The organism is Halosolutus gelatinilyticus, from assembly GCF_023028105.1.
In the GTDB taxonomy this organism is placed as follows: Archaea; Halobacteriota; Halobacteria; order Halobacteriales; family Natrialbaceae; genus Halosolutus; species Halosolutus gelatinilyticus.
Genome location: NZ_CP095491.1, coordinates 1,492,569 through 1,516,068, shown reverse-complemented (window position 1 = coordinate 1,516,068; position 23,500 = coordinate 1,492,569). Strand labels below are relative to the sequence as shown.

The following is a 23,500-nucleotide window of genomic DNA, read 5'->3' as shown; positions in this document are numbered from 1 at the left end:
GTACCCGTCGGACGAGGGGCGATCCGTCGGCGGGTGACTGCGTCGCGCGACGGCGATCGATCGGCCGAATCCACGGGAGTAGACCACGACGCGCACGGTGACCGACAATGGACGACACCAGACACAACACGCTACGAACCTTTACGGACGAACTCGACACCGTCGTCTTCGGCGCCGGGTTCGCCGTCGCGGCCGTCGCGGTACTCGCGTTCGTACTCAGACCGGCAACCGCGTCCAAATACATGAACAGGGCGAACAAATTCTTGTGGACGGCGCTCGGGTGGTGGTACCTGCTCGCCATGTTCGTCCTCGTCGTCTTCGTCGCGTTCCTCATCTTCGGCCCGTGGGGGAACATCAAACTCGGCGACGACGACGAGGAACCGGAGTTCACCTTCCTCGCGTACTTCGCGATGCTGTACTCGGCGGGAATCGCCGCCGGTATCGTGTTCTGGGGGCCGGCCGAGGCGATCTTCCACTACGACGCCGTCTCGCCGTTCATCGGTGCGGAATCGCAGTCGTCGTCGGCCGCCGTCGGAGCGATCCAGTACACGTTCTTCCACTGGGGTATCTCCGCGTGGACCGCCTACGTGGTCGTGGCGCTGCCGATCGCGTACTACGCCTACCGCCACGACGCGCCGATGCGCATCTCGACGGTTCTGGCCCCCTGGATCGGGATCGAGAACCTCGACGGGCCGATCGCGAAGCTCGTCGACGTGCTCGCGGTGTTCGCGACGATCGGCGGCGTCGCGACGACGCTGGGGCTGGTGGGCAACCAGTTCCTCGTCGGCGTCGAGTGGATGACCGGCGCGAGCGTCGGCGACGCGGGCACGGTGGCGGTGATCACCGGGCTCACCGTCGCCTTCACGATCTCGGTCGCGCTCGGCGTTCGAAAGGGGATCCGTCGGCTCTCGTACTTCAACATGGGGCTGTTCGCCGTGGTGACCGTCGCGACGTTCGTCCTCGGTCCGACGACGTACATCACGTCCGTCGGAACGGAGGCGCTCGGCGCCTACTTGAACCAGTTCGTCACGATGAGCTTCTACACCGGCGCCGCGGAGAGCGTCGGCGGCGGCGTCGCCGAGTGGGTCGGCAACTGGACGGTCTTCTACTGGGCGTGGTGGTTCTCCTGGACGCCGTTCGTCGGGCTGTTCATCGCCCGCATCTCGCGCGGCCGGACGGTGCGACAGGTCGCCGTCACGGGCGTCGTCGCCTCGACCGGCGTCACGATCCCGTGGTTCGCCACCATGGGCGGAACGGCGATCTTCCTGCAGGAGACCGGCCGGGCCGACATCCTCACCGTGGTCGGCGAACTCGGCGAGGCCGGGTCCGGCTACCCGCTGTTCGAGGCGCTGCCCCTCGGCGGAGTGTTGACGGTGTTGTTCCTCGTGCTCGTCACGACCTTCCTCGTCACGTCGGCCGACTCCTCGACGTTGGCGCTCGGGATGCTCACCACCGGCGGCGCCGAACGCCCCTCGACGATCAACCGCGTCATTTGGGGCTTCCTCATCGGCGCACTCGCGTCGCTGCTGATGGTCACCGGCGGCGTCGACGCGCTTCGGGCGGCTGCGATCATCACCGGCGGCCCGTTCTCGGTCATCGCCCTCCTCGCCGTCGCGTCGATGGGTCTCGCGTTCGGCACCGAACGCTCGCTGTTCCTCCGAGAGGAAGACGGCGTGGAGGTGCCCGGCACCGGCGACGTCGTCGGCGTGGACAGCGCTCCGGACGACGATTGAGCCGTCGATCGCCGTCCCGGCGGCACCCTCGCGTCTACCGACCGTCGACTCGCGGGGCGTTACCGCGGCTTCACGCGACCGAAAACGGAACGTTCGATCCGCTCGCCGTTCGACCCTCGATCGACGCGGTCACTCCTTCGGCGCGACCTTCCCCGCGAACGTCTGGAACTCGATCGTGTCCTCGGGGATGTGGAACGTGTCGGTCGCGAACTCGTAGACGTTCTCGCCCGATTCGGCGCGCCAGACGATGTAGCCGAACTCGTCCTCGACGAGCTGTTGCTCCATCGCGATCGACGCGTCGGGGTGGTCGAACTCCTCGAACAGGGTCGCGAACAGCCCCTCGATCTCGTCCAGCCCGCGGAACGTTCCCATGTTGGTGACGACCGTCGAGTCGTCCGTGTAGTCCTCCATGACCGCCTCGAGATCCTGGTTCTCGAAGGCGTCGAGGTGGTGATCCAGTACGTCTTCTCTCGTCGTGCTCGTGGACATGTGTACCCTCCCGCCGGATCCGCGGCCGGCGAGTCTGTCGAGGGTTCAACACGATCGATAATAACGGTTCTGTCGGTTCGCCGGATCGGTGAGCGGCGCAAGTCGTGCCGGGTCGACTACTCGTAAACCGGAAACGACTCGCAGAGGTCGTCGACCGCGTCGGACGCCCGATCGCGCGTCGTGCCGTCGTCGGGAGCGTCGATCACGTCGGCGACGAGGTGGCCGACCGTCTCGATCTCCTCGGGGCCGAACCCGCGCGTCGTCAGCGCGGGCGTCCCGATGCGGACGCCGCTGGTGACGAACGGCGATCGCGTCTCCCCCGGAACCGTGTTCTTGTTGACGACGATCCCGACGTCGGAGAGCGCGGCTTCGGCGTCGGCCCCGGTGAGGTCCGGGTGCGAGTCCCGGAGATCGACGAGGACGAGGTGCTTGTCGGTCCCGTCGGAGACCAGCGACAGCCCGCGCTCGCGCAGGACGTCGGCCAGCGCGGACGCGTTGTCGACGACCCGTTCGGCGTACGCCTCGAAGTCGGGCGTCAGCGCCTCCGCGAATCCGACCGCCTTTCCGGCGACGTTGTGCAACAGCGGCCCGCCCTGGCTGCCGGGGAACACCGCGCTGTCGACGTCGTCCGCGTACGCCTCCTCGCACATGATGATCCCGCCCCGGCCGGCCCGGATGGTCTTGTGGGTGCTCCCGGTGACGAAATCGGCGTGCCCGACGGGACTGGCGTGTACGCCCGCGGCGACGAGGCCCGTAACGTGGGCGATGTCAGCGAGGTGGTATGCGTCGACCTCGTCGGCGATCGCACCGATGCGCTCCCAGTCGAACTCGCGCGGGTAGGCCGAGGAACCGCTGACGACGAGGTCGGGGTCGACCTCGCGGGCCTGCTCGGCGAGCGCGTCGTAGTCGACGTACCCCGTCTCGGGATCGACCTCGTACTGTTCGACCGCGTAGAGTTGCCCGGAGAAGTTGACGTGGTGGCCGTGGCTGAGGTGGCCGCCGTGGGTCAGATCGAGCGAGAGGATGGTGTCGCCCGGTTCGATCGCGGCGAAGTAGACTCCCATGTTGGCCTGCGTTCCGGAGTGCGGTTGGACGTTGACGTGGTCCGCGCCCCAGAGCTCCGTCGCCCGCTCGATCGCGAGTCGCTCGACCTCGTCGACGTGCTCGCAGCCGCCGTAGTAGCGCGCGCCGGGATAGCCCTCGGCGTACTTGTTGGTTAACGCCGTTCCCTGGGCCGCCAGGACGGCTTCGGAGACGTGGTTCTCCGAGGCGATCATCCCGAGGGTCGACTCCTGGCGCTCGCGTTCTCGATCGACGGCATCCGCGACAGCCGGGTCCACCTCCGTGAGGTGATTTGACATACCGCGATCATCGAGAACGTCCTCCAAGTAGCTTCGTCGCAGGTGATCGACCCGTTCAAAAGTCGGCGATCTCGTCAGCCGCCTTTGATCAGCCGCAACACGGTGACGTGCTCGCTCTCGACCGGCTGGTCCTCCGGGACGGGGCGGCCGTCGACGAGGACGCTCACCTCGTGCGGGCTGAGGTCGACTTCGCGGAGGAGGTCCGCGTACGTCGGCGTCGCCTCGCCGGCGCTCAGGGAGTCGAGATCGAACTCGTGGGTGTCCTCGCCCTTGACGTCGACGGTGACCTGCATGGGCGATCTTACGAGGGAACGAACTTGAGGAGCGCGGTTCGGAACGAGCGTAGCGAGTGAGAACCGCGGTAAAGCGAGCGGTGAGTGGAACGAACCGCGAGAAGCGAACGGGGAGTGCGCGGTCCGACGGGCCGCGAATTCGAGCGGGGAACGAAGTGACCCGCGAAAAGCGCAGCGACCCGTGAGCAACGAAGTGACCCGGGAGCAAACGAAGAAAGCGAGAACCGCGGAGGTACGAGCGAGAACCGCGATCGACGCTCGCAATCGGCGGGCCGTAGCCCGATCGGAGCGCCCGGTCACTCCGCCGCCGAGCCGTCGGGCTGGGCCGGCGCGGGCGACGCTCGGGTGTGCCGCCGGTGGGCGACCAGCCCGAGCGAGAGCGCTCCCAGTCCGAGCAGGAGAAGTAGGAGGTTGAGCAGGCCGCCGACGATCGGTATCCGCGCGAGGAGCGCGCCGCCGAGCAGGCCGACGACGAGCGCGAGCCAGCGGTTCTCGACGCCGGCGGCGGAAAGCAGCCACGCGGCGACGGCGAACCGGCCGTAGACGACGCCGATCCAGACGACGAGCGCGAACGCGAACGCGCCGAGCACGCTGATCGGAATGCCGAGTACCGTGATCGCGATCGCGATCAGCAGGATCGGCACGCCGACGAGGACGCCGAGGCCCGCGAGGCCGGTCCTGACCGGGTTGGTCGCGACGCGCCGGACGACCCCGTCGGAGAACCGTGGGAAGACGGCGAGCAAGACGGCGCCGAGCAGCAGGTTCATGACGAACGCGTAGGCCACGAACACCCACTCGGTGATCGGCTGGAGCGTCGGCCAGACCCCGACGCCGACCCGCGAGTCCTCCGTGATCTGGCCGGCGACCGCGTCGGTGTTCCCTTCGAGCGTGCCGCCGTAGCGGAGGTCGCCCTGGATCGACGCGGTCTCGCCGAGGCGGATCGTCTCCGCGCCGATCTCCGCGTCGCCCTCGATCGTGCCGTCGATCGTGACGGTGCCGGCGCCGGCGTCGAGCGAGCCGCCGATCACCGCGCCCTCGCCGACGACGAGGTTGCCGGCGCCGGCGCTGACGTCCCCGTCGACGGTCCCGGTGATCTCGACGTTCCCCGCGGCGGCTTCGACGTCGCCGCGGACCTCGCCCTCGACGTGGACGTTGCCCGCGAACGCGCTGACGTCGCCGGTGACGGTCCCGCGGACGATCACGTTCCCGGCGAACGCCTCGATTTCGTCGACCGTCTCGCCCTCCTCGACGACGATCGTGCCGCCGGCCTGTCGCTCGGACTGGGCGACGGCCCCGATCGGGACCGTCCCGAGCACCACGACGGCGAGGACGGCGACGACGACCAACTGCGTTCGCGAGAGTGGAATGCGTTCCATACCGATCGTACGACTCCCAGGACCCAATAACTGTCACCTAGTTCCCACGACGGAGGAGTCGGCCGAGGCGATCGGATCCGCCGTAATCGTCACCTCGCGATCGGTCGCTCGCGCCCCCTCGAACGATCCGATAGCCCCGTTTCCGCCCGGCCCCGGCGGTGGCCTTCGGGCGATTTATCTGCGGGCCGCCCCTTGCGATCGGTATGAGCGAGGCCGACGACCAGGCGGCGGAGCCGACCCCCGGCAGGACCGAGGTCTGGATCGAGAAGTACCGCCCGGAGCGGCTCGACGAGATCAAGGGCCACGAGAATATCATTCCGAGACTGCAGCGGTACGTCGAGCGGGACGACCTGCCGCACCTCATGTTCGCGGGGCCGGCCGGGACGGGGAAGACGACCGCGTCACAGGCCGTCGCGCGGGAGCTTTACGGCGACGACTGGCGGGAGAACTTCCTCGAACTCAACGCCTCCGACCAGCGCGGGATCGACGTCGTTCGCGATCGCATCAAGGACTTCGCTCGATCGTCGTTCGGCGGCTACGACCACCGGATCATCTTTCTGGACGAGGCCGACGCGCTGACCAGCGACGCCCAGTCCGCGCTCCGCCGGACGATGGAGCAGTTCTCGAACAACACCCGCTTCATCCTCTCGTGTAACTACTCCAGCCAGATCATCGATCCGATCCAATCGCGGTGTGCGGTCTTCCGCTTCACCGAACTCTCCGTGGAGGCCGTCGAGGCGCAGGTTCGCGAGATCGCCGAGAACGAGGGGATCGACGTGACCGACGACGGCGTCGACGCGCTGGTCTACGCGGCCGACGGCGACATGCGAAAGGCGATCAACGGCCTCCAGGCCGCGGCCGTCATGGGCGAAACCGTCGACGAGGAGACGGTCTTCGCGCTCACCTCGACCGCCCGCCCCGAGGAGGTCGAGGAGATGGTCGAGCACGCCATCGACGGCGACTTCACCGCCGCGCGCGCCGCGCTCGAGGATCTGCTGACCGATCGCGGCCTCGCCGGCGGCGACGTGATCGACCAACTGCATCGCTCCGCGTGGCAGTTCGACATCCCGGAGCCAGCGACGGTGCGCCTGCTCGAACGGCTGGGCGAGGCCGACTACCGGATCACGGAGGGGGCGAACGAGCGACTGCAACTCGAGGCGCTGCTGGCCTCGCTGGCGCTCGAAAGCGAGTGAGTTAGTTTTCGACGTTTCGGATCCGATCGAGCGCCGGATCGCGGGTCGAGTCGGAGAACAGCCAGTCGTCGTCCGTTTCGACGCCGACGAACTCGACGCGCGTCCCGCCCGCGGCGCGCTCGTTGATCGAAACCGACCAGCCGTGGGCCTCGGCGATTCGGGTGACGATCCCGTAGCCGTAGCCGCACCGATCGGCGCGGTCGGCGCCGGGTTCGAGGAGTCGTTCCCGATCGGCGTCCGGACCGGGAACGTCGTCGGCGACGAAGAATCCGTTCGGCGTCGCGCCGACGCGGAGCGTGACCGGCCCCTCGTCCGCCGGTTCGGCGCTTCGAAAGAGGTGCTCGAGGGCGTCGGTGAGCCGCTCCTTGTCGGCTTCGAGGAGTCGATCCTCGGCGACGTGTAGCAGCCGTCCGTCCCGGTCGTCGTCGTCGAGGCGCGCCCAGGCTCGTCTGGCCAGATCGTGGAGCGCGACCGGCTCGACGGTCGCGATCACGCCCCGCCGCCGGGAGAGTTTCAGGAGCGCGTCGATCGACTCGGCGAGGCGGTCGTGTGCGATTTCGACCTCCGCGGCGTGGTCGGGATCGCCCGTCTCTCGTGCGGCCGCCAGGTATCCTTGTGCGAGGTTGAGTCGGTTGCGCAGTTCCTGGTTGACGATCCGTTCGAACGCCTCGAGCCGCGCCCGCTGGGCGGAGAGCGCTCGCTCGCGGCGTTTGCGATCGGTGACGTCCCTGAACGTCGCGACGCCGACGGCGCGGTCCTCGCGCTCGCACGTCGCGACGGTTACGAGGAAGTCTCGCCGTCCCTCCGGCGTCCCGCACCGGACGAACGCACGCGACGGCCCGTCGTCCCCTCGATCGGCGCTCGTCCGATCGCCCGTCTCGACGGCGTCGAGCGCGTGGTGGTCCGCGAGTCGCGTTCCCCGGAGCGCCGGGGCGTCTTCGTCGAAGACGGTTTCGAACGCGGCGTTGACGTCCCGGACAATCGCTTCGCCGTCGACGATCGCGTACCGAACCGCGGGATCGGGAACCGCCTCGAGGAGCGACGAGAGCCGGGCGTCCGCCGAAGCGGCCCCGTCGTTCGCTCCGGAGCGGTCGCCGGCGTCGCTCGGCGCGCTCGGAAGCGCGGTCGGCTCGTCTGCGGGGGCGGGACCGCGAGCGATCCAGCGGATCTCGTCGGCGAGGTGGACCGTCGATCGATCGCCGTCGCGACGGACGTAGCCGTCGATGCCGGCGGTCGCTCGCGCGGCCGTCGGAGCGTAGGCCGCGTCGGCGTAGAGCACCAGCGGCGTTTCGCCGCAGGCGTCGATCACGTCGAGCAGATGCGCGCCGTCGGCGGTCGTCGGCGTCTCCGCGAAGACGACGCAGTCGGCGGCGGGCGCGCGATCGCGGATCGCTTCGAGGGAGACGGCCGGGACGGCCGAAACGCCGGACGCGCTCCGCTCGAGGTCGCCGGCCCCGCGACTCGCGTCGGCGCCGGTGGCTGCGACGTACAGGACGATGACGGTCATGGGGTGTGAACGCGGGTCGTCACGTACGGCTGTCGAACTGTGTGAAAAAGCTACTGGTTGGTTCACCGGGCGACTCGGCCGGATCGGTGCGGCCCGATCGTCGATCGTCACCCGCGAACGGCGGCCGATTCCGCCGCCGTCACCGATCGGGCGACTGCCGACCCGTCCGGTTCGCAACGCTCGTCCCGAGCCCGTACCAGTAGGCGACGAGAATCCCGACCGGGACGAGCCAGCACGCGCCGTAGGGGAGGTACCATTCGCGGGCGTGCGCCGGAGCGGTGACGAGAAACCGGCGCACGCCGACGCCGGCGACGATCGTCGCGGCGGTGACGAACAGCACCGCGTTCTCGTCGATCGACCGGTAGCGCCAGGGACGGTAGGTTCCTCGCCGTCGAACGTCGGTCGAAAGCACCGCGAGCGCACACGCGGCCGCGCCCACGGTGAGCGCGATCGAGACGTCGAGATCGAGCACGTACCGGCCGGTGGCGGCGTCGGCGAGGAGCACCGGGACCAGCGGGAGCGCGAACGACAACGCCGGCCCGCCGTTCCAGGCCGCGTACCCCAGCGGAACGACGAGCATCGTTGCCGTTGCGAGCGCGATGAGTACGGCGCTGATCGTATCGAAACTCGGCCGCGCCGTGTCGAGCGGGGTACCGTCGATCACGACCGCGCCGCCGGCGTAACTGGCCGCGAACAGGCCGACGACGGCGAGTACGTACGCGATCGCGATCGTCGTTCGCCGCCGATCGAGGCCGATCAGCGGGTTCTCGAGGATCGCGGGGCCGTCCGGCCACTCGATGAGCCGGCGGTCGGTGCTCACGGCGCCTCCGCGATGACCGTCGCGACCCCGTCGTGGTCCGGCGCCTTGGCGTTGTCCAGATCGATCGCCCCCGGCGAGACGGACCACCCGTCGGCGGCGTAGAGCGTTTCCACCGTCTCGCGGCCGCGTTCGTACGAGGCGATCCCGTGTTTCGGTCTCGCGCCCGTATCTTCGTGGGCCTGCATCGAGACGACGCCGTCGAACGCCCAGCACCGGACGTGGCGGCGGCCGCTGGTTCCGTAGTAGGTTTCGGCCGCCGACGCCTGCTGGCGAACGTACCGCGCCGTCTCGCTGTCCCACGCGTATCGGGTGTACTCTTCGACGTTGCGCAGCCAGCCCGCGTTCTCCAGCACCCCCATTACGCGCTCGAGCCTGCCGCGATCGGGAAGGAGAACGACGTTGACCGGGGCGGTCGGGGCGAACTCGCCGCCGCGGCGGGGTCGGTACTGATACCGCGCGATCGGCGCGTCGTTCTCGTCGCCGATCACCTCGTCGTCCCACGGCGTGACGACGGCCGACGGCCCGGCGCCCTCGACCGTGCCGCCAGTCGTCGTTGATTCGGGCGGCGACGGCAACGTGGCGACCCCGATCGCCGTTCCGATCCCCATCACGCCGGCCTTTCGGAGGAGCGTCCGTCTCGTCGGCATCGTCACGCGATACCTCGGCGGGTCGCCGGTCGGCGTCCCGGCGACCGACTCGGGCGCGGCTGCCGTCTCGTTCGTTCGGCCACACGGTTTCGATTGAACCCCACCATTCGTAGATACGTCAATTAGGTGCACATTATTACGTCTTCCGTTCTGGTACAGGATCGCGCCCGGTCCGGCGCCGCAGGATTCGGGTCGGAGCGGCGATCGGCCGAGAACGGTTCCGTCGGGAATCACGCGGCTGTCGGGGTGCTTCTGAACGTTGCGGAACTGTTTTACCCGCTGCGCGGTCAATGCACGTGTAATGAGCGAACTGGCGGAGGAGTACCGACTCGAGTACTTCGAGTCGGAAGGATTCGAGCGCAAGGAGTGCGTCGAGTGTGGCGCGCACTTCTGGACGCGCGATCGGGACCGGGAGACCTGCGGCGAGCCGCCGTGTGCGGAGTACGACTTCATCGGGAACCCCGGCTTCGAGGAGGAGTACAGCCTGGAGGAGATGCGCGAGGCCTTCCTCTCCTTTTTCGAGGAGCACGGCCACGAGCGGATCGATCCCTACCCCGTCGCGGCGAACCGCTGGCGCGACGACGTCCTGCTCACCCAGGCGTCGATCTACGACTTCCAGCCGCTGGTGACCAGCGGCAAGACGCCGCCGCCGGCCAATCCGCTGACGATCTCTCAGCCCTGCATCCGGATGCAGGACATCGACAACGTCGGCAAGACGGGCCGGCACACGATGGCCTTCGAGATGATGGCCCACCACGCCTTCAACACGCGCGAGGACGTCCCCGAGGACGAGTACGCCTACCACGGCGAGGTGTACTGGAAGGATCGGACCGTCGAACTCTGCGACGAACTGCTGGACTCGATGGGCGCCGACATCACCGAGGTCACCTACATCGAAGATCCGTGGGTCGGCGGCGGTAACGCCGGCCCCGCGATCGAGGTCATCTACCGCGGGCTGGAGTTGGCGACCCTCGTCTTCATGTGCATGGAGCAAGACCCCGAAGGCGAGTACGAGCTCAAGGACGGGAACCGCTACTCCTACATGGACACGTACATCGTCGACACGGGCTACGGGCTCGAGCGGTGGACCTGGATGAGCCAGGGCACGGCGACGGTCTACGAGGCGATCTACCCCGACATGATCGACTTCCTCAGGGACAACGCGGGGATCGACTACACCGACGAGGAGACGGAACTCGTCAACCGCGCCGCGCGCCTGTCGGGTCAGCTCGACATCGACGACGTCGACGATGTCGAGGCGGCTCGCGACGATCTCGCGGCCGAACTCGGCGTCGATACCGACGAACTCCGCCGACTGGTCGAACCACTGGAGGACATCTACGCGATCGCCGACCACTGCCGGACGCTGGCGTACATGTTCGGCGACGGCATCGTCCCCTCGAACGTCGGGACGGGCTACCTCGCGCGGATGGTCCTCCGCCGAACCAAGCGGCTGTGTGACAACGTCGGCGTCGACGCACCGCTGGACGAACTCGTCGACATGCAGGCCGAGCGCCTGGAGTACGAGAACCGCGATACGATCCGCGACATCGTCCGCACCGAAGTCGAGAAGTACCGCGAGACGCTCGAACGCGGCGGCCGCCGGGTCGAGAGCCTGGCCGAGGAGTACGCGAAGAAGGGCGAACCCGTTCCGACGGAGGAGCTGATCGAACTCTACGACTCCCACGGCATCCAGCCCGATATGGTCGCCGAGATCGCCGACGACGTCGGCGCCGAGGTCGACGTTCCGGACGACTTCTACAGCCTGGTCGCCCAGCGCCACGACACCGTCGAAGCGGCCGAGGAGTCCACCGGCGACGCGGAGGAGCGGTTCGAGGACCTCCCCGAGACCGAGAAGCTCTACTACGACGACCAGCAGCGAACCCAGTTCGAGGCGGTCGTCCTCGACGTCTTCGAACGCGAGGACGGCTACGACGTCGTCTTAGACCAGACGATGTTCTACCCCGAGGGCGGCGGTCAGCCCGCCGACACGGGAACGCTCTCGACCGACGACACCACCGTCGAGGTTTCTGACGTCCAGATCGAGGACGGCGTGATCCTCCACCGCACCGACGACCACCCCGGCAAGGGCGAGTTCGTCAACGGCCAGGTCGACGCCGCGCGCCGGCGCCAGCTCATGCGCCACCACACGGCGACGCACATCATCATGCACTCCGCACGCACCGTGCTCGGCGAGCACGTCCGCCAGGCCGGCGCCCAGAAGGGCGTCGACTCCTCGCGGATCGACCTCCGCCACTACGATCGCATCGATCGCGCGGCCGTCAAGGAGATCGAACGCGTCGCAAACGAGATCGTGATGGACAACACCGCGGTGAGCCAGGAGTGGCCCGATCGCCACGACGCCGAGGCCGAGTACGGTTTCGACCTCTACCAGGGCGGCATCCCGCCGGGCGAGCAGATCCGGCTGATCCACGTCGACGAGGACGTGCAAGCGTGTGGCGGCACCCACGTCGCCCGAACCGGCGAGATCGGCACCATCAAGGTGCTCAACACGGAGCGCGTCCAGGACGGCGTCGAACGGATCGTCTTCGCGGCGGGCGAGGCCGCCCTCGAATCGACCCAGCGCACGGAGGACGCCCTCTACGCGGCGGCCGACGTCCTCGACGTCTCCCCCGAGAACGTTCCCGAGACCGCCGAACGGTTCTTCGAGGAGTGGAAGGACCGCGGCAAGCGGATCGAGGACCTGAAAGAACAGCTCGCTGCGGCGCGCGCCGGCGGCGGTGGCGGCGGCGAGGAGGTCGACGTCGGCGACGCGACGGCGATCGTCGATCGGATCGACGCCGACATGGACGAACTTCGAGCGACCGCGAACGCCCTCGTCGAGGACGGCAAGATCGCCGTGCTCGGAAGCGGCGAGAGCGGCGCGCAGTTCGTCGTTGCGGTGCCCGACGGCGTCGGCGTCAACGCCGGCGAGGTCGTCGGCGAACTCGCCCGGAAGGTCGGCGGCGGCGGCGGCGGCCCGCCGGACTTCGCCCAGGGTGGCGGTCCAGACGCCGACGCGCTTGACGACGCACTCGACGACGCGCCGGATGTGTTGCAGAACGTGCTGAACGCCTGATCGGCCGCCACTCCGACCGGCCGCCAGGTTTCTCTCCGCCCGTTCGACCGCCGAGCGATCGCGCCGCCCGCCGTCGGGGTCGACGCTCCCGATCGACCGCGAACCCGCTGGTATTTTCACGAGCGCGTCCGCTGTTCACGCATGCAAATTTCGGCGTGGGACGACGAACTGCGGTCGTTCGTCGACGAACTCTGCGGGTTCGAGTCGACGGCTGGAAACGAGGCGCCCGCCCAGGAGTGGATCCGAGAGTACCTCTCTGACGCCGGCTTCGAGACCTACCGGTGGGACGCCGACACGGAGGTCCTCGCTGGCCACCCGTCGTTTCCGGACGACTCCGACGAGATCGAGACGGCCGATCGGCCGAGCGTCGCGGGCGTACTCGAGTTCGGCGACCCGGGCGCCGGCCGAACCCTCGTACTGAATGGCCACGTCGACGTGGTCCCGACGGGCAGCGGCTGGAAGGGCGATCCGTTCGAACCGCGGTGGGTCGACGACGCCGGCGCGGCCGGTCGGCTCGTCGCCCGCGGCGCGGCGGACATGAAAGCCGGGTTGGCGACGTGCGTGTTCGCGGCCCGCCACCTCGCGGCGTCGGAACCGGACGTCGACGGCCGGCTCGTCGTCGAGAGCGTCGTCGGCGAAGAAGAGGGCGGCATCGGCGCGGCGGCCGCGGCGATCGAGAACCCGTACCCGTTCTCGCGGGACGCGGCGATCGTCGCCGAGCCGACCGAGTGTCGGCCGGTGACGGCGACGGAGGGAAGCGTGATGAAGCGGCTCCGACTCGAGGGCCGATCGGCGCACGCGGCGTCCCGCTGGCGGGGTGAGTCGGTCCTCCCCAGGTTCGAGCGCATCCGCCGGGCGTTCGAGGATCTGGAGGCCGAGCGTGCCGAGCGCGTGAGCCACCCGTTATACGAGGAGTTCCCGATCTCGTGGCCGGTCTGTTTCGGCCGCGTGGAGGCGGGCCGGTGGGCGTCGTCAGTGCCGGACCGGCTCGAAGCGGAGGTCCGAATCGGCGTGGCGCCCGGCGAGACGGTCGCCGAGGTCGAACGGGAGTTTGAGGAGCGACTGGCCGCGGTCGTCGCCGAGGACTCGTTCCTCGAATCCCACCCGCCGACGTTCGAGCGCTTCTCGATCCAGTTCGAACCCGCGGAGACCGACGCCGACGAACCGGTCGTTCGGGCGGTTCAGTCGGCGATGGCCGACGCCGGACTCGAGGACACCGACGTCCGCGGTGCGACTTACGGCGCCGACAGCCGCCACTACGTGCGCGCCGAGATTCCGACCGTGCTGTTCGGGCCGGGAACCGTCGACCAGGCCCACTTCCCCGAGGAGTCGATCGCGTGGGAGGAGGTCCTGACCGCGGGGGAGGTTCTCGCGGCGGCGGCCCAGGCGTATCTGGCGGGCTGAAGTAGTTCCGGCGGCCGCTCGATCGGGTTGCCTGCGCTCATTCGAGGTGATCGTATCCCGGGAGCGTTCGAACCAGGTGGCCTTCGATCTCGTACACTCGGCCCAGCAACCCGTCGGCCTCGATCGTCTCCGGTTCGTAGAGGGTTCGCGTCCGAAGGCCGGTACAGCCCGCGAAGGCGGCGGTAAGACCGCCGCCGCCCGGCGCGAGCAGCCGTCTGCGGGAGGGAGTCCGGATCGATCGCCGATTCGATCGATCGTCGGGAACCATGATTCACCCGTCCGAACGGAGACGTATCTGTCTTCCTAACGGTTTCGCTATTGAACGGACCGGGGAGTATTGGAGGCCGCGATAGCCTCGAGTCGAAACCCCGCCTTCTTTCCCCGATTCGCGCGTTCGTTCACCCATGCCCACCGCCGCTACCGGCTCCGTCTCGCTGTACTACGATCGCCAGGGCGACGGCGATCCCGTCGTCTTCGTCCCCGAGGCCGGCCTCGGGGGCTGGCTGTGGGGGTGGCAACACGCCGCCGTCGCCGGCCCGTACGAGGCGATCGTCTGGGACCTCCGGGGGACGGGTCGATCGGACGCGCCGCCGGGTCCGTACGCGCTGGAGACGCTCGTCGGGGACCTGACGGCCGTGCTGAACGAGTGCGGCGTCCGAAAAGCGCACGTCGCCGGCTGCGGTCTCGGCGGTGCCGTCGCGCTCGCCGCGGCCCGGACCACGAACCGGGTCGAGACGCTGACGCTGTTCGGAACCGCGCCGCGGGGCGAGACGTACGATCTCGACCCGCTGTTCGCGCCGCCGGACGATCGGGCGGCGCTCCGTGACTCGCTCGCGGCGGGCCTCTCGGAGGACTTCCTCGAGTCTCAGCCCGACGCGGTGGACGGCGTCGTCGACTGGCGGGCGGACGGCGACGCCGATCGAGCGGGCTGGGAGGCGCAGGTCGCCGCACTCGAGGAGTTCGATGCGACGGACTGGCTCGTGGAGGTCACTCAGCCGACGCGCGTGATCCACGGCACCGACGACGAACTCGTTCCAGACGAGGCTGGCGAAGACCTCGCGCGCAGCCTCCCGCGCGGCGAGTTCGTCCCGATCGACGGCGCGGGCCACCTGTGCTTCGTCGAGCGATCGCGGACGGTCAACGACCTGCTCGCGGACGCTCTCGAAACCGGAACCGAAGACGAGTGGGGGTGATCGGGTCGTCCTCCGCCGAAGGGTTCATGTTCGAGCGATCCGACGAACCGTCCCGGCGTCAGGACTCTTTCCACTCGCCGTAATCGGTCTCCTCGACCTCGCCTTTCGCCTGCCGGTTACGCGGCCAGTAGGCGATCCCCACCGCGAGCCCGTAGCCGAGCAGGACGCCGCCGAGGACGACCGAGCCCGGTACCCAGGCTATCGACGCGGCCTGCCACCAGGTCTGGCCCGGGTAGTACGCGCCGATCCGGAACAGCCAGCTGACCAGCATAACGGTTAGTAACGGGAGGTACACCCGACGGAGACGTCGCCCGAGCGCCTCGGAATACGGCATCTTGATCGTCGGGTTGCGGTAGTCTTCGCTCAACTCCGCTCGCCAGCGCGATAGTTCCACGCCCGCGGACGGATCGAGGGCGTTCGCGAACAGGTTCTCCTGCAGCAATCGCACCCGCGAACGCCACACGTCGTAGCTCTGGTACCGCCGCGCCTCGATCCCGAGAAACACCGACATCACGAGCATCCCGATCAGCAGGATCACGTGCGAGGTCCCGTCGCTCGAGAACGCATAGACGAGGATCGCGGCCATGACAGTGACCGCCCAGTTGGTGGTCTGGTCGAGTCGATCGCGCCAGGTGGTGACGCGCGAGATTTCCCCCCGGTAGAGGTGCGCGGTGACCGACCCGAGGCCAGTACTCTTGTCGACCATCTCGCGACCGATCTCCCGCTCTTCGGACGCTTCCGGGTCGAAATCAGGGTCGCCTCCGATCATTACGACCGGTATCACCGGAACGGAGATAACGAGCACGCCTGCACTACGGGAAAGTTGCCCCCGCGAACGCGCAGGTCGCGAATCGGGTCGGCGCGACCCGCGCCGTTCGTGCTTGCGACTGACCCCCGACGTACTACGTACGAGAGCGTGGACGGGACGACCGTGACGCTTTCGCTGGCTCGCCGGGCCGATCGCTTCCCCGACCGTACTGCGATCGTGGACGTCTCGGAGCACCGTCTCTACGCGCCCGCCGAGACGGTCCACGATGATCGCGTCTCCTACGGCGAACTCGCCGCGATCGTCGATCGAACGGCCGAGCGCCTCGCGGCGCTGGACGTCGGCGTCGGCGACACCGTCTGTTACGTCTCGAGGAACCGGGTCGCCTCGATCGCGCTCCTGTTCGCCTGTCGTCGACTCGGCGCGACGTACGCCCCGATCTCGCACCGGCTGACGCCGGCGACCGTCAAGCGCCCGTTCGAGGTGCTCGATCCCGACCTCGTCGTCTCCGAGGCCGCCCAGCGGGACCTCGTGCGTTCGATCCCGTTCGACCGATCCGTGACGCTCGAGAAACTCGCCGAAACCGATCGGACGTCGACCGAGGACGGCGACCGAGTGGCCGTGTCAGTCGACGAGGACGCCGATCGCGACGGCCCGCTGCTCGCGCTGCACGGCGAAACCGGTCGGCCGATCGTCGGCTACTCGGCGAGCGCCGTCGAGTGGAACTGCATCACGGCCGCCGTAACGTGGGGGCTCTCGGGCGACGACTCGGGACTCGTATCGACGCCGCTGTCCGCCGCCGACGGTCTGTTCCGGATCGCGCTCCCGTTGCTCTACGTCGGCGGAACGCTGGTGCTCGATCGGGCCTTCGATCCGGGTGACGCGCTGACCGCGATCGACGCCCGCGACGTGACCGTCCTCGCCGGCCGCGCGACGGTGGTTCGCGAACTCGCGGCCGACGAGGGATTCGCGGCGATCGAGGCCGTCGACCTCGTGATCTGCGACGAGGCGACCGACCAGGACCTCGTCGCCCCGTACGCGGCGCGCGACGTCCCGATGGTTCGCGCGTACGGCCGACTCGAGTGTCCGACCGCGCTGTGCCAGACGACGGGAACCGACCCCGTCGCGGGTACCGGCGTCGGCCGTCCGCTCCCGGACTGTCGGGCCCGTCTCGTCGACGACGAGGGAACCACCCTCGACGGCGCGGTTGAAGGGCGTCTCCAGCTGTCGGGTCCGGTGCTCGCGACGGACTACGTCGCCGCGTCCGGAACCGACGACGAGGAGTGGTACGAGCCCGCGATCGAGGAAGCCGCGGAATCCGCCGCGAGCGACGACGGCCTCGACGGCACTGACGAACCCGCCGGCGAGGGCGAACCCGATCACAGCGGCGATGCCGACGGTGACCGCGGCCGATTCGAAGACAACTGGTTCGATACCGGCGACCGGTTCCGTCGGGACGAGGACGGGTCGTACCACTCAATGTGAGTCCCGTGCGGTCGATCGATCCCGACGCGCCGTCCGCGGCGACGCGATCGAGTCGCGCGGGTCGCCCGCGGCGCCGATGCGATCGAACCGCTCGGGCCGCCGTCTGCGGTCGCGGCAAGGCCGGGATGCGACGGAAGGCCTATTTATATCGAGCGGTCACTAGCCGCCGATGAGACAGCTTCGGCTCGCCGTCCTGAACGCCGCCCACCGGGACGTGAACACGACGCGAAACTTCCGGCGCGAACTCGACGCCTCGCTGGCGGAGTTTGACGTCACCGAGGGCGAGGTCCCCGACGGGTTCGACTTCGACGGCGCCGTCGTCACCGGCTCTCGATCGTCGGTCTACTGGGACGAGGAGTGGATCGAGACGACGAAGGAGTGGGTGAGGGGGGCGATCGATCGCGAGCTTCCGATTCTCGGGATCTGCTGGGGCCACCAGTTGCTCGCGGACGTTCTCGGCGGCACCGTCGAGGCCATGGGCGTCTACGAGGTCGGCTACAGCGAAATCGAACACGGTGGCGACTCGCGGCTGTTCGACGGTATCTCCCGGGAGTTCACCGTCTTCACGAGCCACTACGATGCCGTGACCGAACTCCCGCCGGGGGCCGAGTCACTCGCCGAGAACGAGTACTCGAACCACGGCTTCCGAAGAGGGCGGGTCTTCGGCGTCCAGTTCCACCCCGAGTACGACATCAAGACCGCCCGCGAACTCGTTCTTCGGAAGGACCTCTCCGAGGAGCGGCGCCGATCGGTCCTCGACGAAATCACCGAGGAGAACTACCAGCGGGCCTGCGAGGCCAAACTCGTCTTCGACAACTTCGTCGAGTACGTTCGCGAGCGAAGCGAAGCGGTAAGCAAGCCCGAAAACGCTTCGGCGTAGCCCGGACTTCCTGTTCGGCGGCCTCCGACGGATCGACTGTCGCTGACCTCCAGACGAACGCCGACGTGTCACCCGAGTGACCACCACGAGGGGAACGGCCGCAAAAGGGGACGCTGCTGGCGACCGCTCTTGGTGATTCCGCCGTGGTATCTGTTTCCGGTTGAGTTACTTGTGCCCCTGAACGGCGCCACCGTAACTGTTCACGAACCCACAATGATCGATTATCAAATGTATAGTAACGGAGAAAATTGGAATCAGGCGGAGTATGGTACGCACATACCGACGCGTATTCCTGGGTACAGCCGCGTCTGCGCTGGCACTCGGTGGCACCGTTGCAGGCACAGAACCGTTCTCGCAGGCAGACACGGATACCGAAGCGGGTCCCTGGCCGCAGTTTCAGGGGGACGCCGCGAACACGGGTTCAACCGACGCGGAGGGTCCCAGACGACACCTCGAGTCGGCGTGGAACGTCGACTACGACGAGGTCGGACGCTGGGGGATCAGATCGGGTCCCGTACTCGCGGATGGAACGCTCTACTTCGCCTCGCTGGAAGACACCCGCATGAGTGGGATGGGATACGTCCACGCGGTCGACGCGAGCGACGGGTCACACGAATGGCGCGTCGAGACGGATATGAGAGCCCGATCGACGCCGGTGGTCGCGGACGGCCGCCTGTTCATCGGCGACGGCCCGCTGCTCGCGCTCGACGCCGAAAACGGGTCGGAACTCTGGCAGTCGGAAAGGGGCGTTTCCCGCTCGCCAACTTTTGCGAACGGAACGCTATACGCGACCACGGGCAACCACGTCACCAGTAGCGTCCGCAGTCGTACCGTCACTGCGTTCGATCCCGCGGACGGGAGTGTCGAGTGGACGTTCGACCCCGCAACAGAAGACGTGGACTGGAAGCCCGACACCACACCCGCCGTCGCCGGCGACACGGTGTACGTTGGCGTCGGTATGTCCCAACGGGGGGCGCTGTGTGCGCTTGCAGCCGACACCGGCGAGGAACGCTGGCGCGTCGAGTTGCCGGAACTCGCCGACGGATCGACCATAGACATGACGTTTACCGCTCCCGTGGTCGCCGACGACACGGTGTACATCAGCGCCGGTTCCGAGAACTATTGGCACAACCTCTACGCGTTCGACGCCGCCACGGGCGACCAGCGGTGGTCCGTCTCCGACGCACGGACGCCGGCCGTCGGGAACGACACCGTCTACGCGGTAAATCGATACGACGGCGAGAACGACAACAGCGAACTGCGCGCGTTCGACGCCGAGACCGGCGCCGAGCGCTGGACGACCACCTTCGACGGAGACAACGTGACCGTGGTCAGCGAACTGGCGGTAGCCGGCGAGACCCTGTACGCCGGGACGGGCGGCGACGGTCTGTACGCCGTCGACGCCGAGACGGGGAAGATTCTCAGCCGAGGCGCCGAGAGGCGGTATCCCGCGTCGATGAACGCCGCGCCAGCGGTGGTCGACGGTACCGCGTTCGTCGCGACGTACGATCCGGACTACGACACGAGCGTGTACGCATACGTCGAGAGCGAGAAACCGCCAGCACCCGAAGCTACCATCAGCCTTGACGAGCCCGGACCGCACTGTGCGGGCGAGGACGTCATCTTCGAATACGAACTCACCTTCGAAGGCGTTGACGACCCCGAGCGTCGAAACGAGTTGATAGACGAGTACTCCTACGAGTGGAAAATTGACCACGCGATCGGTGACGACGAGGAGCCGGCGTTCGAGGAGTGGAGTTCAGCCGTCACCATCGACAGGCACGCCTACGATGAACCGGGCACTTACGAGGCGGAGATTACGTTCCGGGACTCCTTCGACAGGACGGCGTCGGCGTCGACGACCGTCGAGATCGCCGACTGTGACGGGCCGACCGCACAGATCGAAACTACCCCTGCTGACGCCGAGACGACGGACCTCCCGCAGGGAACGCAAGTCGGCCTCGACGCTTCGCCCTCCGAGTCCGAAGTCGATATCGAAGCCTACGAGTGGGACACGGACAGCGACAGCGATTTCGAGACGGACGCGAAAGCGTTCTCGATCATCGTCGGCGGCGAGAGCTGCGGCGACGAAACGTGGGACGAGACGCGGACGATCACGCTTCGAGTGACCGACGTCGCCGGAAAGAGCGACACGACTTCCGTAACGCTCTCGACCGAATCCGACGAGGAGAGCGAGTAAAACCGGGATCGGAATCAGTCGGCCGCCGCCGCGATCCTCGCCTCCTCCTCGGCGCCGATCGCCTCGACGATCAGTTCGGCGACGTCGACGATCTCGATCTCGTCCTCGTAGCCGCCGGTCTTGCGGCCGTCCTCGTACATCGTCATGCACATCGGGCAGGCGACGACGAACTTGTCGACGCCGCTGCCGGCGTCGGTGTCCTCGAGCGCCTCGCGCAGGCGCTCCTCGCTCGGCTTCGGCTCCTCCTCGAAGTCCATCCAGAGGCCGCCCCCGCCGCCGCCGCAACAGAAGGAGTTCTCGCGGTTGCGCGGCATCTCGTCGAGCGTGCAGCCGGTCGCCCTGATCAGTTCGCGCGGCGCCTCGTACTCGTCGTTGTACCGGCCGAGATGACAGGGGTCGTGGTAGGTGACCGTGTAGTCGAGTTCGGTGCCCGTGAGGTCGAGTTTGCCGTCGTGGACGAGTTCCTCCACTGCCTGCGTCCAGTGGAGGACCTCGATCTCGCCGTCGGCGTTCCACTGTTCCTCGTAGTCGAACGGCATCATCGGGTCGTCGGCGAACTCCTCGAAGTCGACCTCGGGGTACTCGTTTTTGAACGTATTGTAGGAGTGGGGGTCGGTGCAGACGATCGTCTCGAACTCGCAGTCTTCCCACGTTTCGACGTGGTGGCCGGCGAGTTCGATGTAGAGGAACTCCTCTCCCACGCGGCGGATGTCGTTGCCGTCGTACTTCTCGTCGTCGAAGAGGATGCCGAAGCTGACGTCCGCTTCCTGCAGGATGGCCGCGAGCGATCGGGCGACCTGCTTGTTGCGCTCGTCGTAGCTCGGGAAGTCGCCGACGTACCAGAGGTAGTCGACCTCCTCCTCCCGGGCGTCGGCGACGTCGAACTCGAGTTCGTCGGCCCAGTCGCCGCGGTTGCGCGGGGAGTCGCCGAACGTGTTGCCGTTTTGCATGACGTTCTGGAAGACGTCCTGCATGCTGGGGGCGATGTCGCCCTGGTCGGTCATCTGGCGCTGGAGGCGGGTGAACGACTGCAGGTGCTCAATCTCGACGGGGCAGGCGTCCATGCAGGCCATGCAGGCCATGCAGGATTCCATGGTCTCGGTATTGATCACCGAGGTGCCGCCGTCGGCGATGATCGGTTGCTCCCCGCCGCCGGCATCGAGCGATTCGCGGTAGTTCCGGAGGTCGAGGATAACGTTGCGCGGATCGAGCGGCCGATCGGAGGCCTTCGCGGGGCAGACCGACGAACAGCGACCGCACTTGGTGCAGGCGTCCTGGTCGAGCAGTTCCTTCCAGGTGAAGTCGTCGATCGATTCGGCGTTCGTCGCGTCCAGATCCGCGGGAACGTTCGGCAGCCGCCGACCGGTCTGCTCGTCGCGCGTGACGACGTTCGCGAACGAGGAGACCACGTGGAACGGCTTGCCGGCGGAGGGGATCCACGCGATGAAGAAGAAGGCCATCAGCGAGTGGAGCCACCAGGTCGCCCAGTGGAGGTTCTCGACGTTCAGTCCGGCGCCGTTGACGCCGGCTTCGGTCGGCCCGAGGGTCGCGAGACCGATCGCCTGGAACGCGAGCGCCAGCCCGTAGCCGACGAAGCTGACGATTTCGTGCTCCGGTATGCCGGCGCTGTAGATCCGGAGCCCTTCGAGCAGGAAGCCGCCGACGCCCAGTCCGAACAGGAGCCAGATGAAGAGGTCGTCTTCGTTTCCGGTGTGGCGATCCCAGAGGCGTTCGTTACGGACCCAGTAGCGGCGGTACATCGCCATGCCGAGGCCCACGACGAACAGCAGCCCCATCGCGTCGACCATGAACTGGTAGGCGAGGTAGAACTCGCCGTGCCAGAACGACATCGAGAGGAGTTTCTGGGCGGCGTACTCGTCGACCATCAGGATGAGCGTCGCGATGAACAGCGACAGAAATCCCCAGAGGATGAACGAGTGCATCAACCCGCCGTAGAGGTCCCTGTTGAACTGCTTCTCGTTCGTGACGACGATCTTTGCGGCGCTGACGATCCGGTTCGCCAGGCCGTCGAGTCGATCGAACGGATCAGCGTCCCCCTCCGCGTAGCGGCTGAACCGCCGGTAGACGCCGTAGACGAAGACGAGGATCGTGATCGTCGCGAGGAGATAGAACAGCGCATACTCGGTGCTACTGATCCCCCAGTACGTATCCCTCGTCACGTCCGACTGGGCTACGATGTTCATGTTCTATCACGGGGAGGGTGGTGACTTAATTCTTGCCCCGTCGAATTTGCCGCTATCACGCTTCCCTCGTGCGTAAATAGTAATTCAATTGTGGGTTCATAACTGTTGTTCACCGCCGGCTTCTGCCGACGGTATCTGGCAACAGGCTTAAATAGCCGCCCGTCGGGATGTTCCATCCATGAACGAAAAAACGGAGGAACTCAGGGATATCTTCACCGACGTTACCGACGGGGAAGCGACGATCACCGAGTCGCAGGAGGACACCCGCGGATCGCTCGAAAAGGACGACCGAAGCGCCGAGGACCGGCTCGAGAACGTGATCGCGCAGATGCGCGAGCGGTACGAGTTCGAGACGCCGCTCTCGGACGACCAACTCATCGCTCTCTCAAAGGCGTTTTACGACGGCGAGAGCGACGACGCCATCGCCGACGATCTCGGCGTCGACGAGGAGACGGTCTTCGACGCCCGGCTGTCGCTGCACCTCGTCGCCGAGGACGACGCCGATGAGGTCGACCTCGTCGCGATCCGTGATCGGGACGAAGACGATGCCACGCTCGCCGCGGAGTACGACGTCAGCGAGACTCAGATCCGCCGCTACCGGCGAGTCGCCGCGGCCAAGGACGAATCCCGCGCGGCCAACGATCGCTACCGCGACGAGTTCGACAGTATCCTCGCCGACGCGGACCTGACCGATCGGATGGCGACCGACGTCCGCGAGGACGGCCTCGAGGACGCCACCGAGGGGATGGAGACGAACGTCGACTTCTAAGAACGAACTTTTTAACGGGGTCTTCCCTCACTTCGTTCGGTCAAACCCCGCCAAAAAACTTCGATGAAAAAAGGCCGAGCGCTCGCTGCCGCTCGCGCTCG

General features: G+C 67.6%; 19 protein-coding genes. 9 read left to right on the top strand and 10 right to left on the bottom strand.

Annotated elements, in window-relative coordinates; genetic code table 11:
• Positions 1–107 precede the first annotated feature (107 nt).
• Positions 108–1,733 (top strand): BCCT family transporter, encoded by a 1,626-nt coding sequence (locus MUH00_RS07560; RefSeq protein ID WP_247003488.1) that lies wholly within the window; start codon positions 108–110, stop codon positions 1,731–1,733.
• 129 nt (positions 1,734–1,862) lie between these two features.
• Here MUH00_RS07560 and MUH00_RS07555 read toward each other — a convergent pair whose 3' ends face one another.
• From MUH00_RS07555 to MUH00_RS07540, 4 genes are all read right to left on the bottom strand, one after another.
• Complete coding sequence (locus MUH00_RS07555; RefSeq protein ID WP_247003487.1) at positions 1,863–2,222, bottom strand: nuclear transport factor 2 family protein; 360 nt, start codon at positions 2,220–2,222, stop codon at positions 1,863–1,865.
• 116 nt (positions 2,223–2,338) lie between these two features.
• Positions 2,339–3,583, bottom strand: a complete 1,245-nt coding sequence (gene glyA, locus MUH00_RS07550; protein ID WP_247003486.1) for a serine hydroxymethyltransferase — start codon at positions 3,581–3,583, stop codon at positions 2,339–2,341.
• A gap of 74 nt (positions 3,584–3,657) precedes the next feature.
• Positions 3,658–3,876, bottom strand: coding sequence for a ubiquitin-like small modifier protein SAMP2 (samp2, locus tag MUH00_RS07545; RefSeq protein ID WP_247003485.1), 219 nt, complete (start codon positions 3,874–3,876; stop codon positions 3,658–3,660).
• A 296-nt stretch (positions 3,877–4,172) separates the two neighbouring features.
• Complete coding sequence (locus MUH00_RS07540) at positions 4,173–5,252, bottom strand: DUF8173 domain-containing protein (protein ID WP_247003484.1); 1,080 nt, start codon at positions 5,250–5,252, stop codon at positions 4,173–4,175.
• Between the two features lie 203 nt (positions 5,253–5,455).
• Here MUH00_RS07540 and MUH00_RS07535 point away from each other — a divergent pair, with 203 nt between their 5' ends.
• Positions 5,456–6,445, top strand: coding sequence for a replication factor C small subunit (locus MUH00_RS07535; RefSeq protein WP_247003483.1), 990 nt, complete (start codon positions 5,456–5,458; stop codon positions 6,443–6,445).
• 1 nt (position 6,446) lies between these two features.
• Here the strand turns inward: MUH00_RS07535 and MUH00_RS07530 are convergent, their stop codons facing one another.
• The 3 genes from MUH00_RS07530 to MUH00_RS07520 form a co-directional block, all read right to left on the bottom strand.
• Positions 6,447–7,952 (bottom strand): ATP-binding protein, encoded by a 1,506-nt coding sequence (locus MUH00_RS07530; protein WP_247003482.1) that lies wholly within the window; start codon positions 7,950–7,952, stop codon positions 6,447–6,449.
• A gap of 139 nt (positions 7,953–8,091) precedes the next feature.
• Positions 8,092–8,772, bottom strand: coding sequence for a hypothetical protein (locus MUH00_RS07525; protein ID WP_247003481.1), 681 nt, complete (start codon positions 8,770–8,772; stop codon positions 8,092–8,094).
• A complete protein-coding gene (locus MUH00_RS07520) occupies positions 8,769–9,419 on the bottom strand; it encodes a hypothetical protein (RefSeq protein WP_247003916.1) in 651 nt (216 codons plus the stop codon). The genes MUH00_RS07525 and MUH00_RS07520 overlap by 4 nt, the downstream gene beginning before the upstream one ends.
• Positions 9,420–9,720: 301 nt before the next feature.
• Here MUH00_RS07520 and alaS point away from each other — a divergent pair, with 301 nt between their 5' ends.
• Together alaS and MUH00_RS07510 are read left to right on the top strand one after the other, a co-directional pair.
• Complete coding sequence (alaS, locus tag MUH00_RS07515; RefSeq protein WP_247003480.1) at positions 9,721–12,498, top strand: alanine--tRNA ligase; 2,778 nt, start codon at positions 9,721–9,723, stop codon at positions 12,496–12,498.
• Between the two features lie 141 nt (positions 12,499–12,639).
• A complete protein-coding gene (locus tag MUH00_RS07510; RefSeq protein ID WP_247003479.1) occupies positions 12,640–13,902 on the top strand; it encodes a M20/M25/M40 family metallo-hydrolase in 1,263 nt (420 codons plus the stop codon).
• A gap of 37 nt (positions 13,903–13,939) precedes the next feature.
• Here MUH00_RS07510 and MUH00_RS07505 read toward each other — a convergent pair whose 3' ends face one another.
• On the bottom strand, positions 13,940–14,170 hold the full coding sequence (locus tag MUH00_RS07505) for a hypothetical protein (RefSeq protein ID WP_247003478.1): 231 nt from the start codon (positions 14,168–14,170) through the stop codon (positions 13,940–13,942).
• 136 nt (positions 14,171–14,306) lie between these two features.
• On the opposite strand from MUH00_RS07505, the gene MUH00_RS07500 reads away from it, so the two are divergent.
• Positions 14,307–15,095: an alpha/beta fold hydrolase gene (locus MUH00_RS07500; RefSeq protein ID WP_247003477.1), complete on the top strand. Its 789-nt coding sequence runs from the start codon at positions 14,307–14,309 to the stop codon at positions 15,093–15,095.
• Between the two features lie 58 nt (positions 15,096–15,153).
• Here the strand turns inward: MUH00_RS07500 and MUH00_RS07495 are convergent, their stop codons facing one another.
• Positions 15,154–15,864, bottom strand: a complete 711-nt coding sequence (locus MUH00_RS07495) for a DUF2270 domain-containing protein (RefSeq protein ID WP_247003476.1) — start codon at positions 15,862–15,864, stop codon at positions 15,154–15,156.
• A gap of 147 nt (positions 15,865–16,011) precedes the next feature.
• On the opposite strand from MUH00_RS07495, the gene MUH00_RS07490 reads away from it, so the two are divergent.
• From MUH00_RS07490 to MUH00_RS07480, 3 genes are all read left to right on the top strand, one after another.
• Positions 16,012–17,346, top strand: coding sequence for a class I adenylate-forming enzyme family protein (locus tag MUH00_RS07490; protein WP_247003475.1), 1,335 nt, complete (start codon positions 16,012–16,014; stop codon positions 17,344–17,346).
• A 169-nt stretch (positions 17,347–17,515) separates the two neighbouring features.
• Positions 17,516–18,226 (top strand): type 1 glutamine amidotransferase, encoded by a 711-nt coding sequence (locus tag MUH00_RS07485; RefSeq protein WP_247003474.1) that lies wholly within the window; start codon positions 17,516–17,518, stop codon positions 18,224–18,226.
• A gap of 265 nt (positions 18,227–18,491) precedes the next feature.
• Positions 18,492–20,426 carry an outer membrane protein assembly factor BamB family protein gene (locus MUH00_RS07480; protein ID WP_247003473.1) on the top strand — a complete coding sequence of 645 codons (1,935 nt, stop codon included), beginning with the start codon at positions 18,492–18,494 and terminating at the stop codon, positions 20,424–20,426.
• Positions 20,427–20,440: 14 nt separating this feature from the next.
• Here the strand turns inward: MUH00_RS07480 and MUH00_RS07475 are convergent, their stop codons facing one another.
• Positions 20,441–22,630 (bottom strand): heterodisulfide reductase-related iron-sulfur binding cluster, encoded by a 2,190-nt coding sequence (locus MUH00_RS07475; RefSeq protein ID WP_247003472.1) that lies wholly within the window; start codon positions 22,628–22,630, stop codon positions 20,441–20,443.
• Between the two features lie 178 nt (positions 22,631–22,808).
• On the opposite strand from MUH00_RS07475, the gene MUH00_RS07470 reads away from it, so the two are divergent.
• Entirely contained in the window at positions 22,809–23,399 is a 591-nt protein-coding gene (locus MUH00_RS07470; RefSeq protein ID WP_247003471.1) for a conditioned medium-induced protein 4, read from the top strand.
• Positions 23,400–23,500: the final 101 nt, after the last annotated feature.